Raw genomic sequence first — 16,800 nt, forward strand, 5'->3', positions numbered from 1 at the left:
GCGTCATCGGTCCTGAAGCGCGAAGCAGCCCTTCCCGGCCGTCTTCAGGGCGGCGCAGGCCGCATCGGCCTTCGTCGCGGCAAAGCCGGTCAGCCGGGCCTTGTAGAGACCGCCGGACCGCACGACCGCAGCGCTGGTGCCGGCGGCAAGGGCGCCCAGGCGCTTGGCCGTGGCGCGGGCGCTGCTCTGTGCGGCGGCATGGCTGGCGAAGGCGCCGACCTGGATGGACCAGGGACCGCCAATGGGGGGACCACCGGTGGATTTCGCAGCGGGGGGCGGCTTCACCGCCGGGGCGCCCACGCTCACCGCCGTGCTGCGCTGGGCGATCGAAGCGCTGTTCTTGGTAATCAGCAGATCCGGCTGCACGGGCGCCGGTTTGGCCGGGCTGGTCGGGCGTTTGAAGCCGGCATCCAGCAGGTCGGCAACCCGGTCGTCGCGGGAGTTGGCGCTGTGGCCGCCCATCACCACCGCGATCAGGCGGCGGCCGTCCCGCACCGCCGAGGCGGCGAGGTTGAAGCCGGAAGCGGCGATGTAGCCGGTCTTGATGCCGTCCATGCCTGGGTAGCGCGCCATCAGGCGGTTGTGGCCATAGACCGTGTCACCCTGCCAGTCGAAGCTGCGGCGCTGGAAATAGGCGTAATGGCGGGCGTGGCCGCGGATCAGCGCGCGGGAGAGGATCGCCATGTCGCGCGCCGTTGTCCGCTGCAGCCGGTCGGGCAAGCCCGACGCGTTGCGGAAGACCGTGCGGCGCATGCCGATCGCCCGGGCACGGGCGGTCATCTTCGCGGCGAAGGCGGTCTCGCTGCCGCCCAGCGCCTCCCCCAGCACCACCGCGACGTCGTTGGCCGAGCGGGTGACCAGCGCCAGGATCGCCTGCTCCACCGTGATGGTGCTGCCGGGGGCCAGCCACAGCCGCGACGGCGGCATCGACGCGGCATGCTGCGACACCACGAGGCTTTGGTCCAGCCGCAGCGTGCCGCGTTCCAGCGCCTCGAAGGTCAGCATCAGCGTCATCATCTTCGTCAGCGATGCCGGATAGGTCAGGGTGTCGGCATTGCGCCCCTGCAGGACCGTGCCGCTGCCGGCGTCCATCAGGATTTCCGCCGCGACCGGCAGGGGAGTCTTTTTCGCCGAGCGCTTGGCCAAGGCCGGCAGGGGCGTCAGCAGGACCGCGACCAGAGCCGTGAGGACGGTCAGGGAGAGCAGCAGCGTCGAGACGCGGGCGAGCGGGTGCATCGTCTCAGGTCTCCCTAGATGCCGTCGGAAGGGCCGTCGGACAGAAGCTTCCGCACCATGGCGCGGAAGGCGTCGACCGCCACGGGCTTGACCAGCATGCGCATGTTGTGGCCAAGCCCATCCTCGCCGTCGCCGTGCCTGTCGTCCAGGGCTTGAAAGGCATAGCCGGTCAGGAACAGGACCTTCAGATCGGGATAGTGCGCCTGCGCCGCCTCCGCCAGTTGACGGCCGTTCAGACCGGGCAGCCCGACATCGGTCACCAGCAGGTCGACCGGCGGATTTGCCCCGGCTTTGTCTTTGGTTCCCGCTTGGGCATTTGTCAGTCGGGCAAGCGCCGAGGTGCCGTCGGCGGCTTCCAGCGTGGTGTAGCCGTCGCTCTCCAGCACCTCCACCAGCAGCATGCGGACCAGCTCCTCGTCCTCCACCACCAGCACGGTGCCCCGCCCGGTCCGGCCGGGCGGCAGCGCCGGCACGGCGGCGGGCTGCGCCTGTCCGGTGCAAGCGGCGGCGGCATGATCGCGCGGCAGGTGGAGATGCACCGCGGTGCCGCGGCCGACCGCGCTGTCGATGCGGACGAAGCCCCCGGACTGGCGGGCGAAACCGTAGAGCTGGCTCAGCCCCAGGCCGGTGCCCTGGCCGATCGGCTTGGTGGTGAAGAAGGGCTCGAAGACGCGGGCCAGCACGTCGGGCGGCATGCCGGTCCCGCTGTCGCGCACGGTCAGCACCGCATAATCGCCGGCCTGCACCCCGGGATCGTTGACGAGGTCGGCCGGTGAAAAAGCGGCATTGGCGGTCTCCACCGTCACGCATCCGCCCTCCGGCATGGCGTCGCGGGCGTTGATCACCAGATTCAGCAGGGCGCTCTCGATCTGGTTCACGTCGGCATGGACCGGCCACAGCGTCTCCGCCAGCCGCCGCTCCAGCCGGATCTGCTCGCCCACCGAGCGGCCCAGCAGATCCCACAGCCCGGCCACAAGCCCGTTCAGCTCGACGCGCTCCGGCTTCAGCGGCTGGCGCCGGGCGAAGGCCAGCAGGCGCCGGGTCAGGGTGGCGGCCCGGTCCACCGCGGCGCGGGCGGTGGCGGTGAAGGGGGCGATGTCGCTGCGCCCGACCGACAGCCGCTGGTCGATCAGCTCCAGGCTGCTGCTGATCGCCTGCAGCAGGTTGTTGAAGTCATGGGCGACACCGCCGGTCAGCTGGCCGACCGCCTCCATCTTCTGAGCCTGGGCCAGGGCCTCGCGCGCCTCATCCAGCGCCTGCTGGGCCTTGCGGCGCTCGGTGATGTCGCGGGTGACCTTGGCGAAGCCGCGCAAGGTCCCGGTCTCGTCACGGATCGGGTCGATGACGACGCTGGCCCAGAAGCGGGTGCCGTCCTTGCGCAGGCGCCAGCCCTCCGCCTCGAACCTGCCCTCCGACAGGGCGGTGGCGAGCGCGCGCTGCGGCATGTCGGCGGCGCGGTCCTCCGGCGTGTAGAAGCTGGAGAAATGCCGGCCGATGATCTCGTCGGCGGCATAGCCCTTCATCCGGGCCGCCCCGGCATTCCAGCTGCGGACGATGCCAGCGGGATCGAGCATGAAGATCGCATAGTCGACCACGCTCTGGACCAGCAGGCGGAACTGCCGTTCGCCGGAGATGGGCTCCCAGGCGGGCGCGACACGTTCGTCCTTCATAACAACGACTTTCCGGAACACAGGGGGGAGTGAGACACGGGAAGTGCGATGATTCCCGTTCGACACCGACGGGGTCAATAACCCAATGCGAATAGTCGGGTATTATTCCGCCGCATCACGCGGGATGTTCCGGGATTAATCCGGCGCGATTTGAGGGCGGGAAAATTTGATAATAGGGAAATTCGCGGGGGAATTTACGGCCGGCACGAGAAAGGGGCGGGGCGGCGAACCGCCCCGCGAGATCCCTTTGGTCCAGGCTCAGCGCGGGGCCAGCACCATGACCATCATGCGGCCTTCGACCCGGGGCATCTGCTCGACCTTGGCGATGTCCTGGAGCTGGTCACGCACGCGGACGAGCACGTTCAGACCGAGATCCTGGTGCGCCATCTCGCGACCGCGGAAGCGCATGGTCATCTTGACCTTGTCGCCTTCCTCGATGAAGCGGATGGCGGAACGCATCTTCACGTCATAATCGTGATCGTCGATGTTCGGCCGAAGTTTGATTTCCTTCAGCTCGATGATCTTCTGCTTCTTCCGCGCCTCGTTGGCCTTCTTCTGCTCCTCGAAACGGAACTTGCCGTAATCGAGGATCTTGCAGACAGGCGGATCCGCCTGGGGCGCCACTTCGACGAGGTCGAGGTCGGCATCCGCGGCGGCTTCCAGCGCTTGGCGGAGCGGCACCACGCCGACCATCTCGCCGTCGGCGCCGACGAGGCGGACCATACGGGCGGTGATTTCACGGTTGAGGCGCGGGCCTTCGCGGACGGGGTCCGCGTCGTAGAGCTTGGCTATGGTGATCTCCTATAGTCGTGGATGGGTAGAAAGGGACGAGCCCGGGCCGATAGGATCAGCCCAGGATGTCGAGCACAATCTGCCGCAGTTCGCCCCGGGTCAAGCCGGACGGCTCAGGCTTGGAGCGAAAATCGGGCTTTTTGCTTTCAGCTGCGGCGAATTGGCCAGCGGAGAGGCGGGTAGAGGCCAGATGGACCGGCGCAAGCGCGGGCTGGGCGGCAAAATGGCGAGCGGTCTGCGAAAGGGCGGAAACGATCGGGGTCGTCATGAAAATCCTCCAGGCCGGATGGGCGGACCGATGGATTTCGGTGCCGGCCGGCTCTTGTTCGTGTGTGGCGTCGTGAAACGGGAGCCGCGGCGGCGCAACACCGCCGCAGGAGACTCCGATAAAGTAAAACAGGCCCCGGCATGGGCATGTTCCAAACGGCCGGCGCCCCCACGAAGGCTCTCTCCCGCCGGGGCGGGATAAGGTGGGGGGCGGCACAGCCCGAGCGGTTCTGCCCAGACGGTCTTCGGCCAGTCTCCAGATGGGGAGCGGGGTGGGATTTTCAAGCCGTTCCGCACCGAACTCCCCGTCTTACCGCCGGACCCGCAGGGAACGTGGGAAGCCCTTGATGGTTTCGTCTCCACCGGACCTGACGATCGGGACGGGCGGGCGAAGGAGGGCGGCGATGCGGTGGCAGGGCGGACGGGAAAGCGAGAATGTCGAGGACCGCCGCGGACAGGGAGGCCTGGGCGGCAGGCTAGGCGGCGGCGGGCTCGGGGGAGGGGGCATCCGCATCGGCGCGGGCGGGCTGGGCGTCGGCGGCGTCATCGTGGTGCTGCTGGTCTCGATGGTGCTGGGGGTCGATCCCACGGTGCTGCTGGGCGGCGGCGAGCAGGGAGACCGGACCACCGCAGACCGCACCCAGATCGGCGAGGCCGCTCCGCGCAGCCAGGGCGACGACGAGCTGAAGCGCTTCGTCTCCGTCGTGCTGGCCGACACCGAGGACACCTGGCAGGGCCTGTTCCAGCAGATGGGGCGCCAGTACCAGGACCCGACGCTGGTGCTGTTCACCGGCACGGTGGCGTCGGGCTGCGGCCGGGCCCAGGCGGCGATGGGGCCCTTCTACTGCCCGATGGACCGTAAGCTCTACATCGACCTCGGCTTCTACCGCGAGCTGCGCGACCGTTTCCAGGCCCCGGGCGACTTCGCCCAGGCCTACGTCATCGCCCATGAGGTCGGCCACCATGTGCAGAACCTGCTGGGCATTTCCGACAAGGTGCAGGCGGCCCAGCAGCGGGCGGGCGGCCAGGCCGAGGCCAACGCCCTGTCGGTGCGGCTGGAACTGCAGGCCGACTGCTTCGCCGGCATCTGGGGCAACCACGCCAACCGCGACCGCAAGATGCTGGAGCCCGGCGACGTCGAGGAGGCGCTGACCGCCGCCAGTGCCATCGGCGACGACCGCCTGCAACGTCAGGCGCGCGGCACCGTCAGCCCCGACAGCTTCACCCACGGCAGCTCCGCCCAGCGCGTCCGCTGGTTCCGCACCGGCCTGGAAAGCGGCCGCCTGGAAGCCTGCGACACCTTCGGCACGGACCGGCTGTGAGGGGGGTGAAGGGCCGGGAAGAGGCTTAACCTCCCGGCCCGCGCATGAGCCGCAGATAGTCGAGAACGCGGGCGGTGCGCCAGTCGGGGTCGGCCCAGCAGGCGGCTTCCCGGGCGCGGCGGCAGGCGGCGACCGCCTCCAGCCGGGGCTGGCCGGTCAGCGGGCGCAGGTCGGCGGGGATGGCGGCGAGACAGCCGGCGGCAAGGGCGGCGGGCGGGGCGGGGCCGGTCTCCAGCCAGCGTTCGGCCTGCTCGAACCGGTCGCGGCACATCAGCGCGATCATGTAGTCGCAGGCCGATTGCAGGCCGGGCGCCAGCCGGCCGGGACTGACCGACAGCACCGGCAGCAGCGGGGCCAGCGTCGGCGCCAGATGGTTGGCATAGAGCGTCGCCCCCCAGTAGCGCTCCGCCGTCTGCCGGAAATGGTCGAGGTCGCGCACCGGCACCAGGCCGGACTCCGCGACCGGCAGGATCTCCACCTTCGGCTTGGTAACCACCACCGTGTCGTTCGACACGTCGACATAGAGCGCCCCGATCTGGAGCGCGTTCTGGAAATACTGCCCGCGCAGGACTCCCCAGACGCTGTGCAGCACGCCGCCCCCCTCGACGAAGGCGCGCAGCGCGCGCTCCACCGGGCCGGCCGGCTGGGCCAGACGCTGCGACAGGCGGGCGAAGAGGTCGCGGGTGATCTCCTCGCAGCGGCCATAGGGATAGTGCTTGCCGCCGGCCGGTGGCAGGCCGGCGAGCGCCCGGTCGCTCTCCTCGCGCAGCGCCATGAAATAGCCGAAGAGGGCCGCCGGGTCGCCGCCCAGATGGAGGGCGGTCAGCGCCGACTGGCGGTCATCCACCGGGGCGATCTCTTGCGGAAGGAGAGGTGGGTGCCGGGCTGTCATGGCGGGTTGGGTCTGGGCGAGGGAAGTCCAAGGAGTCCGGGGAGGGTGGCACCCTTCACGGTCCCGGCGCCAGAGTTTCCGATCCCCGGCACCAATACGGAGCGGGGGGTTGCGCAAAGCATGCCGCCCGTCACACATTCCGGCGGCCGCAGGCGGGACAGCCGTCCGGGCGGTCCAGTCCTTTCGAACGGAACGGCACGATGAGCACAGCGGACACCCAGCCCGACATGCAGGCACCCGACATCCAGTCGCTGGAAAGCGCCTATCGCGGCCGCAGCGCGCGGGTGGCGGTGGTCGGGCTCGGCTATGTCGGACTGCCGTTGGCCCTGGCGCTGACCGGGGCCGGCTTCACGGTCACCGGCTTCGACATCGACCCGGCCAAGGCGGCGGCGCTGAACGGCGGGCGCTCCTACATCCGACAGATCGCCGACGGCCGTGTCGCCCAGGCGGCGGCGACCGGGCGGTTCCGGGCGACGACCGATGCCGACGCATTCGCCGCCTGCGACGCCGTGATCGTCTGCGTCCCCACCCCGCTGTCGCCCCAGCGCGAGCCGGACCTGAGCTTCGTCGAGGCCTCCACCCGGCTGATCCGCGACCGGCTGCGCCGGGGCCAGCTGGTGGTCCTGGAATCGACCACCTGGCCCGGCACCACCGACGAGGTGATGCGGCCGATCCTGGAGGAGACCGGGCTGGCCAGCGGTCGCGACTTCTTCCTGGCCTATTCGCCCGAGCGCGAGGATCCCGGCAACATCAGCTTCACCACCAGCACCATCCCCAAGGTGGTCGGCGGCGACGACGAGGGCGCGCGCCAGCTGGCGGTGGCGCTCTACGAACAGGTGGTGCCGCAGGTGGTGCCGGTGTCGGGCACGCGGGCGGCGGAGGCGACCAAGCTGACTGAGAACATCTTCCGCTCGGTCAACATCGCCCTGGTGAACGAGCTGAAGATCGTTTTTGAACCGATGGGCATCGACATCTGGGAGGTGATCGAGGCGGCGAAGACCAAGCCCTTCGGCTTCATGCCCTTCTATCCCGGCCCCGGCCTGGGCGGCCACTGCATCCCGATCGACCCCTTCTACCTGACCTGGAAGGCCCGCGAATACCAGAATCTCTACCCGCTTCATCGAGCTGGCGGGAGAGGTCAACACGATGATGCCGCGCCATGTGGTGGACCGGCTGGCCCTGGCGCTCGACCGGCAGGCCGGGATCGGGCTCAGCCGGTCGCGCATCCTGCTGGTCGGCATGGCCTACAAGAAGAACGTCGACGACAGCCGGGAGTCGCCGGGGCTGCGGCTGATGGAGATGCTGCTGGAACGCGGGGCCGCGGTCGACTACCACGACCCCTTCATTCCCGTGCTGCCGGTCACCCGCGAGCATGCCGCCCTCGCCGGCCGCAGGTCCGTGGACTGGACGGCGGAGCGGCTCGCAGGCTTCGACGCGGCGGTGATCGTCACCGACCATGACGGCATCGACTGGCAGAGCCTCGCCGCCCACTGCCCGCTGGTGGTCGACACCCGCAACGCCATGCGGGCGGTCGAGGGCTTCGCCGACCGCATCGTCAAGGCCTGAAGCGCGGGGCGGAACGGCCGGCGGTTGGAACGGCGTGGAACGTGCCGGGCGGCGGCGTTCCATCGGCAGGGCCGACGGGAGAGACCGCTGGAACAGCGTGAAACACGCCAAGCGGCGGCGTTCCATCCGCCGGGTGGGCAAGGGTCCAACGCCGGGGCCGGATGGAACGCTGTGAAACAGGCCGGACGGCAGCGTTCCATCGGTTGGGAAAATCCCCCTCCCATGCCCTGGCGCAGGCGATCCTGAAAAGGGGAGAGGGGAAGGCATGGCGTCGGTTCCGCAACGGTGGGTCCGACGCCATTATATAGGAATTATTTCTCTAATGGCGGCGCTCAGTTCAACGGAGCGCCGCCATCAGGGATGGACTCACATCTCCTCTTCGCCGCCGAAATCGCCCCAGCCGCTGTCCTCGACCGTCTGTTCGACATGGTCGGTGGCGGCGGTGGCCGCATCGGTGGCAGCACCGGCAGCCTCGGCCGCCACCGCCTCGCCGCCAGAGAACATGCTGGAGAGCGCGCTGCCGATCAGCATGCCGCCGGCGACGCCGGCCGCCGTCTGCATGGCGCCGGCCATGAAGCCGCCGCCGGCCCGCGGCTGCTGGGCATAGCCGGCGACGCGCGGGTCGCCATAGGCGGGCGTACCGGCAGCGGCGGGCGGACGGCCCCAGGGCGAGCCGGCCGGCATGGCGGCCGCAGGGGCGGCAGCGGCCGGGGCCGCCGCCGGATATGACGGCTGCGGAGCGGGACGGCTGCTGCCGCCGAACAGGCTGCCGAACAGGCCGCCGCCGGACTGGGCCGGGGCGGCGGGAGCGGCGGCGGGACGCTCGCGCAGCTGGCGCTCCAGCTCCTCGTTGCGGCCCTGCGAGGCGGCGAGCGCCTGCTCCATCATCACGATGGCCTGCGCCATCAGGTAGGGGGCGGCCGGCTGGCGGGCGATCCGCTCGCGGATCAGCGCCTCGGCCTCGGGATCGCGCGGGCCGGATTGCGCCTCGGCCTGATGCAGCTTGGCGAACAGGTCGTCGATGATCTGGCGTTCGGTGTGGTCCATGGCGATGCTCGTCTTCATCAAAAGGGTGGGAATGAGGCGGGGGAAGATTTCAGGGTCTCGGCCCTGGCCCCGGCGCCCCGCAGGCGCACGGAGCCGGCCGCCCAGAGGGCGGCAAAGCCGCCCACCCGGAGCGGTGGCAAAGCCGTGCGGCGCGCCGGAGGGGCGGCGCGCGACGGGGAAGGTCGGGAGCGGGGAATGCCGGAGGCCGGGGGCGTTGTCTCAGGGGCAAGGGCATCAGTCCCTCCAAGTGCGGTCACGCCCGTCGGCGCAAGAGCAGGTGAAGAGATCCGACATCGCGACCACGTCTAAGTCGCCAGAGGGGCCCGGATCCGGTTGTAGAGCACGTGGCCCCGTTCCGGCCCGCTTTCAAGACGCCCCGCTTGCCTTTTCCTTAGATAAGAACATATTGCGAACATCTGGAAGGAAGAGGGAAGCCATCACAGTGGATGACGCGCTGCTCGACAAACTCGAGATCCTGGCGGATGCGGCGAAATACGACGCCTCCTGCGCATCGTCGGGAGCGAAGCGGCGGACGGGCGGGCCGGACGGCATCGGTTCGACCACCGGGGCCGGCATCTGCCACGCCTATACGCCGGACGGGCGCTGCGTCTCGCTGCTCAAGATCCTGCTGACCAACTACTGCCTGTTCGACTGCGCCTACTGCATCAACCGCCGGTCCTCCAACGTGCGGCGCGCGCGGTTCAGCGTCGACGAGGTGGTGCAGCTGACGCTGGGCTTCTACAAGCGCAACTGCATCGAAGGGCTGTTCCTGTCCTCCGGCATCATCCGCTCGCCCGACCACACGATGGAGCAGCTGATGCTGGTGGCGCGCACGCTGCGGCGCGACCATGGCTTCGCCGGCTACATCCATCTGAAGACCATCCCGGAGGCCAGCCCCTGGCTGATCGAGCAGGCCGGGCTGTGGGCCGACCGGCTGTCGATCAACCTCGAACTGGCCTCAGACCGCAGCCTGAAGGAGTTCGCGCCGGAGAAGGACGGCAGCTCGATCAAGGCGGTGATGGGTCAGGTCGGCGAACGCATCCTGGAGGCCAAGGAGGAAAAGCGCCGCTTCTCCCCCGCCGGGCAGAGCACCCAGATGATCGTCGGTGCCGACGCCTCCACCGACCTGTCGGTGCTGGAGACCAGCGACACGCTCTATCGCCGCTACGGGCTGCGCCGGGTCTATTATTCCGCCTTCAGCCCGATCCCGGAGGCGAGTTCCGCCCTGCCGGCCAAGCCGCCGCCGCTCCAGCGCGAGAACCGGCTGTACCAGGCCGACTGGCTGCTGCGCTATTACGGCTTCACCGTGGACGAGATCGCCGCCGGGGGCGAGGGCGGCATGCTGGATTCTGGGCATCGACCCCAAGCTGGCCTGGGCCCTGAAGAACCGCGAGCGCTTCCCGGTGGACGTGAACAGCGCCGACCGCGAGATGCTGCTGCGCGTGCCGGGGCTGGGGGCGCGGGCGGTCGACAAGATCGTCGAGGCGCGGCGCCACACCACCCTGCGGCTGGAGGATGTGGCGCGGCTGTCGTCGGGACTGAAGCGGGCGCGCGCCTTCCTGATCGCCGCCGACCACCATCCGGGCGGGCTGACCGACCGCGCCGACCTGCGGCAGCGGCTGGTGGCGCCGCCCAAGCAGCTCAGCCTGTTCTGAGGGGTTGAGCCATGCGGCATGTGGAGTTGAAGGACGGCGCCGATCTGGACGGCTTCCGCCGCGCGCTGCGCGGGCTGGTCGCGCTCGATGTCGAACCGGACGCGGTGGTGTGGAGCGGCGGGGCGGCGCCGTCGCTGTTCGGCGATACGGCTCCGCTGCCGGCGGACGCGCCGCCGGTTCCGCTGCCGCGCCCGGTGGGGGCGCTGATCGAAAGCGTGGTCTGCCACCGCGATCCGGAGCGTTATGCCCTGCTGCACCGGCTGGTCCGGCGGGTGGTGCGGGGGGAGCGCGACATCCTCGACCATCATGCCGACCCGCTGATCCACCGGCTGGCGCTGCTGGACAAGGCGGTGCGGCGCGACCTGCACAAGATGCACGCCTTCCTGCGCTTCCGCGAGGTTCGGGATCCGGACAACTCCGAAGATCGGGGCGGGGAGCGCTACGTCGCGTGGTTCGAGCCCGACCATTTCATCGTCGAGGCGACCGCGCCCTTCTTCGTCGAACGGTTCGAGAGCCTGGTCTGGACGATCCTGACGCCGGTGGGATCTCTGCATTGGGACCGGCGCTCGCTGACGGTCGGGCCGGCGGCTTTGAGGCCGGAGGGGCTCGACCGCGACGACCGCTTCGCCGAAGGCTGGCAGCGCTATTACGAGAGCACCTTCAATCCCGCGCGGGTGAACCCGACGGCGATGCGGGCGGAGATGCCGCGGAAATACTGGGCCAATTTGCCGGAGGCCGCGGCGATCCCGGCGATGATCCGCTCCGCGCCTGCGCGGGTGCAGGCGATGATCGAGGCGGAGGCCGCGGCCCCCCGCCGCCGCAACCCCGACAAGGCCGTCGCCGCCATGGCCCGGCAGGAACCGGCGACGCTGGCCGAGCTGAACCGCATCATCCGGGCGGCGGACCCGCTGGTGCCGGGGGCGACGCAGGCGGTGCTGGGCGAAGGGCCGGAGGGGGCCGCCATCGCCATCGTCGGCGAGCAGCCCGGCGACCAGGAGGATCTGGAAGGCCGCCCCTTCGTCGGCCCGGCCGGCCAGCTGTTGGACCGCGCGCTGGAGGAGGCCGGGATCGAGCGCAGCGCCGCCTACCTGACCAACGCAGTGAAGCATTTCAAGTTCGTCGCCCGCGGCAAGCGCCGCCTGCACCAGTCGCCGACCGCCGGCGAGGTGAAGCATTACCGCTGGTGGCTGATGAAGGAGCTGGCCTTCGTCCGCCCGCGCCTGGTGGTGACGCTGGGCGCCACCGCGGCCCTCGCGCTGAGCGGGCGCAGCGTCTCGGTTCTGCGGGAACGCGGGCCGATGGGGTTCGGCGATTGGGAGGGGTTCGTCACCGTCCACCCGTCCTACCTGCTGCGCCTGCCGGCCGGGGAAGGAGCGGAGCAGGCCTATCGCGACTTCGTCGCCGACCTGCGGCGGGCACGGGAGGGGGTGGGTTGACGGCTTGTATCGATGAGAATTTATCCGGAATGATGGTGCTTCACTCAGCCGCCGCCGGCGGGCGACCGGGGCGGCGGGGACGCAGGAAAGCGGCCAGAGGCAAGGGGTCTCGGTCGATGGCGCGGCAGGCGATCAGCAGCGCCCGCGGGACCGAGCTGACACCGGTGCGATAGTTGATCCAGGTGTTGACATGCAGCGCGAACAGGTCGGCCGCCTCGGTGTTGGACAGACCATGCCGGTCCTGCCACTCCGACAGTTCGGCCGCGCCGAAGACGGCTTGCTGTTCGGCCAGCAACTCCAGGTGCACACTGTCGATCGACAGCTCCTCGTCCCCGGCCCATTGGACGGTGTCGCCGTCATCACCGATCTCGGGCTTGGCGAAGATGGTGGGCACGCGCAGAGCGTCAATTTTGTGCAAGGCGATCCAGCCAGCCAGATCGACGGACACCCCGCCCCCACCGACCCAATCGACAGTCAGGATGGTTCCGGGGCCGGCCTCGACCGCAGCGATCAGCGGGACGGGGCGGGGGTCGGTCCCGATGACGAAGCCTTCTGACATGGAACCTCCCTTTCAGGCGGTGGGGATGTGCGGGTTGAGGGTATTCCAAGCGGCGACCAGTTCGGCACGGTGCATGACGGCCCAGGTCCGGATTTCAGGCCACAGGTCGGACGGCAGCTTGCCGCGGATGACGATGACGGGATCGATACCGACCAGAGCATTGACGTCGGGACCTTTGACGTGGAAGTGGGGCGGATTGTGGTCGCGCCCCAGGACGACCACCCGCAACTTTCCGAAGGTCGTCAGCTTGCCCAAGTTGGCTCCGCCATCGATGGCTCAAGATACCCTATTTTTTGTGTTCTCCCTCATACAATATTTGTGGAGATTTTAGAAAGCAGACTGTCTTGCAGGGCGAGGGGGAGCGAAACTCACCCGTCCCCCTCAGATCACCTCGCGCCGCCGCAGCTCCCCGATCACCTGGGCGACCATCTCGTCGGCGGTCTGTTCGGCGCCCTTCAACGTGATCTCCGGCGCGTCCGGCGGCTCGTAGGCGCTGTCGATGCCGGTGAAGTGGGGGAGCTGGCCGGCTCTCGCCTTCCGGTAGAGCCCCTTGGGGTCGCGGGCCTCGCAGACCTCCAGCGGCGTGTCCATGAAGATCTCCAGGAACTCGCCGTCCTCCACCAGGGAGCGCGCCATCCGGCGCTCCTCGCGGAAGGGGGAGATGAAGCTGACCAGCACGATCAGCCCGGCGTCCACCATCAGCTTCGACACTTCGGCGACGCGGCGGATGTTCTCCACCCGGTCCTCGTCGGTGAAGCCCAGATCCCGGTTCAGCCCGTGGCGGACATTGTCGCCGTCGAGGATCATGGTGCGGCGGCCGAGACGGTGCAGCTCCTGCTCCAGCCGGTCGGCGACGCTGGACTTCCCGGAGCCGGACAGGCCGGTGAACCACAGCACGCAGGGCTTCTGCAGCCCGCCGGCCCGCGCCGCCTTGTCCAGCTTCGAGGCGTGGCGGTGGATATTCGACGCCCGGCGCAAGCCGAAGCGGATCATGCCGCAGCCGGCGGTGGCGTTGGTCAGCCGGTCGATCAGGATGAAGCTGCCGGTCTCGCGGCTGTCGGCATAGGCGTCGAACGGGATCGGCCGGTCGAGCGCCAGATTGCAGAAGCCGACGTCGTTGAGATCCAGATGCTTGGCGGCGGCATGCTCCTGGGTGTTGACGTTGATGGCGTGCTTCAGCTCGGTCACCTGGGCGCCGACCGTCGCCGTGCCGGCGCGCAGCAGGTAGGAGCGGCCGGGCAGCAGCGGCTGCTCGTCCATCCACACCACATGCGCCGCGAACTGGTCGGCCACCTCCGGACGGCCGGTGGCGGCGGCGATCATGTCGCCGCGGCTGGCATCGACCTCGTCGGCCAGCACCAGCGTGACCGCCTGTCCGGGCTGCGCCGTCTCCAGATCGCCGTCCATGGTGACGATCCGGGCCACCCGGCTGGTCCGCCCGCCGGGCAGGATGGCGACCTCGTCGCCGACGCGCAGCGCGCCGCCGGCCACCGTGCCGCAGAAGCCGCGGAAGTCCTGGTTGGGCCGGTTGACCCACTGCACCGCCATGCGGAAGGCGCCGAGCTTTTCCTCCGCCGCGGCGTCGACGCTCTCCAGATGGCCGAGCAGGGTGGGGCCGCCGTACCAGCCCATATGCTCCGACGGGCTGGTGACGTTGTCGCCGGTGAGCGCCGAGACCGGGATGCAGGTGACCTCGTCGATGCCGATGCGCTGGGCGAAGACGCGGTAGTCGGCGGCGATCCGCTCGAAGGTCTCGCGGCTCCAGCCGACCGCGTCCATCTTGTTGACCGCCAGCACGACATGGCGCACGCCCAGGAGCGAGACGATGGTGCTGTGGCGCCGGGTCTGGGTCAGCACGCCCTTGCGCGCATCGACCAGCAGGACCGCGGCGTCGGCGGTGGACGCGCCGGTGACCATGTTGCGGGTGTACTGCTCGTGGCCCGGCGTGTCGGCGACGATGAACTTGCGGCGCTCGGTGGTGAAGAAGCGGTAGGCGACATCGATGGTGATGCCCTGCTCGCGCTCCGCCGCCAGCCCGTCGACCAGCAAAGCGAGGTCGAGCTGGCCGGCACCGGTGGTGCCGAAGCGGCCCGAATCCGCCTCCAGGCTGGCCAGCTGGTCCTCAAAGAGGCATTTGCAGTCGTAGAGCAGCCGGCCGATCAGCGTCGACTTGCCGTCGTCCACCGAGCCGCAGGTGATGAAGCGCAGCAGGTCCTTGCCGTTCTGGCGGGCGAGATACACCTGCACCTCGCTTGCGGCATCGGAGGGGGCGGCATCCGCAGGAGCGGTGGCGATGGGGTCGAGATCCGTCAGCATCAGAAGTAGCCTTCCTGCTTCTTCGCTTCCATCGAGGCGGCGGCGTCCTGGTCGATCACCCGGCCCTGCCGTTCCGAACCGGTGGACAGCAGCATCTCGCGGATGATCTCGGGCAGGGTGGCGGCGGTGCTGCGCACGGCCCCGGTCAGCGGATAGCAGCCGAGCGTGCGGAAACGCACCCAGGCCATCTCCGGCACCTCGCCGGGCTTCAGCGGCAGCCGGTCGTCGTCGACCATGATCAGGGTGCCGTCGCGCTCCACCACCGGGCGCGGCTTGGCGAAATAGAGCGGCACCACCGGGATGGCCTCCTGGTGGATGTATTGCCAGATGTCCAGCTCGGTCCAGTTCGACAGCGGGAAGACGCGGATGCTTTCGCCCTTGTGGATGCGGCCCTGGTAGAGGTTCCACAGCTCCGGCCGCTGGTTCTTCGGCTCCCAGCGGTGGGTGGCCGTGCGGAAGGAGAAGATGCGCTCCTTGGCGCGGCTCTTCTCCTCGTCGCGGCGCGCCCCGCCGAAGGCGGCGTCGAAGCCGTGGGCGTCGAGCGCCTGTTTGAGCGCTTGCGTCTTCATCACGTCGGTGTGGACGGCCGAGCCGTGGCTGACCGGGCCGATGCCCTGCCGCACGCCGTCCCGGTTGATGTGGACCGTCAGGTCCAGCCCGAGATCCTGCGCCATGCGGTCGCGGAACTCGATCATCTCCCGGAATTTCCAGGTCGTGTCGACATGCAGCAGCGGGAAGGGCGGCTTCGACGGATAGAAGGCCTTCATCGCCAGATGCAGCAGGACCGAGCTGTCCTTGCCCACCGAATAGAGCATGACCGGCTTGTGGAACTGGGCCGCCACCTCGCGCATGATGTGGATGCTCTCCGCCTCCAGCCTTTGCAGGTGGGTGAGGCGGGCCGGCGTGGTCAGGATGGCGGGCAGCGCGTCCTCAACACCGGAAGCGGGAGCGGGCTGGGGGAGATCCCTGGCCGCGGGACGGGTGTCGAACAGTGGATCAAGCAGCATAGCCGGCCTTCTTCTGCATGTCTCCGGCCACGGCGTCGAACACGGTCAGACGCTTGCGCGACCATTGGATCGGGCGCTTCGACGGGTCGAAGCCTTCGGGTTTGCTGACGGGGGTCCAGCTGACCTCGCCGTTGCTGCGCGAGGCGCGGGACGATCCCAGGATGGGAAGGTCGCCGATCCGCTCGAACGGATAGCGGCCCTCGTCCAAATCCAGGAAGCGCATGAGGTCGCGGGCCGTGCCGTCGGGAGCGGCCACCGCATCCTCGAAACGGACCAGCCGGCAGGCGTCGGCGCTCATCCGGCTCTGCGCCTCCAGCGCCGCCTCGGTGCCGAAGCTCCATTCCCGGCAGACATCGGCGAAGGTCCGGCCCAGGAAGCGCAGCGGCCAGGTGTCGATGGTGGACTGCACGGCGCGGCGGCCGTCGCGCAGCACGATCAGGCAGCGTTCCGCCGGGAACAGGTAGGGGAAATAGCGCATCATCCGGGTGTGGGGCGACTTGATCACCACCGTCTTGCCGGCCGGGAACTCGGCTTCGATCCGGCGCAGGAAGCCGTTCACCATGTAGCAGAAGGTTTCCAGATCGCTGAACGACTCCCGGTTGCGCCGGTAAAGACGCAGGAAGCGCCCCTCGTAGGTCCGCGCATCCTCCAGCGTGTTCAGGAAGGGAAGCTCGCGGATGCCGTAGGGATTGACCAGCACGTCGGGATGCAGCTCCAGCAGGCTCTGGAGATAGTTGGTGCCGCTGCGCGGCATCACGCCATGCAGGAAGACGATGCGGGGGGCGGACGCCAGGGCCGGGGCCGGCGCATCGGACGTCATCCCGCGGACGGATCGGGCGACCGAGCGCAGATGGCGGGCGTTCTCCTCGGTGAACCAGGGGTCGAAGAAGGCCGATCTTTCTGTGCTTGGAAGTCGAAGAAGCCGTTTCCCGACGAACCCGATCTCTTTTTGAAGACGATGAACCGCACCGTCACCGAAATGATGTCTTAACGATGTGGCATAGTGATCGGCTGCCAGGGTCTTTCCATTCCAAA

Annotated in this window: 15 protein-coding genes and 1 pseudogene; 5 read left to right on the forward strand and 11 right to left on the reverse strand. The window is 69.2% G+C overall.

The genetic code is table 11. The features are described from left to right. Positions 1 to 3: 3 nt before the first annotated feature. The 4 genes from ACWPN3_RS07625 to ACWPN3_RS07640 form a co-directional block, all read right to left on the reverse strand. Positions 4 to 1,236 carry a D-alanyl-D-alanine carboxypeptidase family protein gene (locus ACWPN3_RS07625; RefSeq protein WP_492243504.1) on the reverse strand — a complete coding sequence of 411 codons (1,233 nt, stop codon included), beginning with the start codon at positions 1,234 to 1,236 and terminating at the stop codon, positions 4 to 6. 14 nt (positions 1,237 to 1,250) lie between these two features. Continuing rightward, positions 1,251 to 2,906 (reverse strand): PAS domain S-box protein, encoded by a 1,656-nt coding sequence (locus ACWPN3_RS07630; protein ID WP_492243503.1) that lies wholly within the window; start codon positions 2,904 to 2,906, stop codon positions 1,251 to 1,253. Between the two features lie 258 nt (positions 2,907 to 3,164). Beyond that, the gene (infC, locus tag ACWPN3_RS07635) at positions 3,165 to 3,698 is read right to left on the reverse strand and encodes a translation initiation factor IF-3 (RefSeq protein WP_081506050.1); all 534 of its coding nucleotides are present in this window, start codon (positions 3,696 to 3,698) and stop codon (positions 3,165 to 3,167) included. Between the two features lie 55 nt (positions 3,699 to 3,753). Next, positions 3,754 to 3,966, reverse strand: a complete 213-nt coding sequence (locus tag ACWPN3_RS07640) for a hypothetical protein (RefSeq protein ID WP_109095243.1) — start codon at positions 3,964 to 3,966, stop codon at positions 3,754 to 3,756. Between the two features lie 403 nt (positions 3,967 to 4,369). Between ACWPN3_RS07640 and ypfJ the strand changes: the two genes are divergently transcribed. Further along, a complete protein-coding gene (gene ypfJ, locus ACWPN3_RS07645) occupies positions 4,370 to 5,287 on the forward strand; it encodes a KPN_02809 family neutral zinc metallopeptidase (RefSeq protein WP_109095242.1) in 918 nt (305 codons plus the stop codon). Between the two features lie 25 nt (positions 5,288 to 5,312). On the opposite strand, the gene ACWPN3_RS07650 is transcribed toward ypfJ, so the two are convergent. Then, entirely contained in the window at positions 5,313 to 6,134 is an 822-nt protein-coding gene (locus ACWPN3_RS07650; RefSeq protein ID WP_492243669.1) for a hypothetical protein, read from the reverse strand. Positions 6,135 to 6,406: 272 nt separating this feature from the next. Here ACWPN3_RS07650 and ACWPN3_RS07655 point away from each other — a divergent pair. Next, a pseudogene (locus ACWPN3_RS07655) lies at positions 6,407 to 7,225 on the forward strand (nucleotide sugar dehydrogenase); the annotation flags it as partial. 193 nt (positions 7,226 to 7,418) lie between these two features. Beyond that, positions 7,419 to 7,745 carry a UDP binding domain-containing protein gene (locus ACWPN3_RS07660; protein ID WP_492261207.1) on the forward strand — a complete coding sequence of 109 codons (327 nt, stop codon included), beginning with the start codon at positions 7,419 to 7,421 and terminating at the stop codon, positions 7,743 to 7,745. Positions 7,746 to 8,111: 366 nt separating this feature from the next. Here the strand turns inward: ACWPN3_RS07660 and ACWPN3_RS07665 are convergent, their stop codons facing one another. Then, a complete protein-coding gene (locus ACWPN3_RS07665; protein ID WP_492243667.1) occupies positions 8,112 to 8,792 on the reverse strand; it encodes a DUF2076 domain-containing protein in 681 nt (226 codons plus the stop codon). Positions 8,793 to 9,234: 442 nt separating this feature from the next. Between ACWPN3_RS07665 and ACWPN3_RS07670 the strand changes: the two genes are divergently transcribed. Together ACWPN3_RS07670 and ACWPN3_RS07675 are read left to right on the forward strand one after the other, a co-directional pair. Next, on the forward strand, positions 9,235 to 10,455 hold the full coding sequence (locus ACWPN3_RS07670) for a putative DNA modification/repair radical SAM protein (RefSeq protein ID WP_492261208.1): 1,221 nt from the start codon (positions 9,235 to 9,237) through the stop codon (positions 10,453 to 10,455). A 3-nt stretch (positions 10,456 to 10,458) separates the two neighbouring features. Further along, entirely contained in the window at positions 10,459 to 11,883 is a 1,425-nt protein-coding gene (locus ACWPN3_RS07675) for a UdgX family uracil-DNA binding protein (protein WP_492243666.1), read from the forward strand. A 40-nt stretch (positions 11,884 to 11,923) separates the two neighbouring features. On the opposite strand, the gene ACWPN3_RS07680 is transcribed toward ACWPN3_RS07675, so the two are convergent. The 5 genes from ACWPN3_RS07680 to ACWPN3_RS07700 form a co-directional block, all read right to left on the reverse strand. Further along, positions 11,924 to 12,442 carry a DUF2442 domain-containing protein gene (locus ACWPN3_RS07680; protein WP_492243665.1) on the reverse strand — a complete coding sequence of 173 codons (519 nt, stop codon included), beginning with the start codon at positions 12,440 to 12,442 and terminating at the stop codon, positions 11,924 to 11,926. A 12-nt stretch (positions 12,443 to 12,454) separates the two neighbouring features. Continuing rightward, positions 12,455 to 12,697 carry a DUF4160 domain-containing protein gene (locus ACWPN3_RS07685; protein WP_492243664.1) on the reverse strand — a complete coding sequence of 81 codons (243 nt, stop codon included), beginning with the start codon at positions 12,695 to 12,697 and terminating at the stop codon, positions 12,455 to 12,457. A 126-nt stretch (positions 12,698 to 12,823) separates the two neighbouring features. Further along, a complete protein-coding gene (cysN, locus tag ACWPN3_RS07690) occupies positions 12,824 to 14,758 on the reverse strand; it encodes a sulfate adenylyltransferase subunit CysN (RefSeq protein WP_492243663.1) in 1,935 nt (644 codons plus the stop codon). Next, positions 14,758 to 15,765: a sulfate adenylyltransferase subunit CysD gene (cysD, locus tag ACWPN3_RS07695; protein WP_282188090.1), complete on the reverse strand. Its 1,008-nt coding sequence runs from the start codon at positions 15,763 to 15,765 to the stop codon at positions 14,758 to 14,760. Before cysD ends, cysN begins: the two co-directional genes overlap by 1 nt. Next, positions 15,755 to 16,585, reverse strand: coding sequence for a sulfotransferase family protein (locus tag ACWPN3_RS07700; RefSeq protein ID WP_109095234.1), 831 nt, complete (start codon positions 16,583 to 16,585; stop codon positions 15,755 to 15,757). The genes cysD and ACWPN3_RS07700 overlap by 11 nt, the downstream gene beginning before the upstream one ends. Positions 16,586 to 16,800: the final 215 nt, after the last annotated feature.

The sequence above is a fragment of the Azospirillum sp. UENF 111221 genome, from assembly GCF_058780625.1.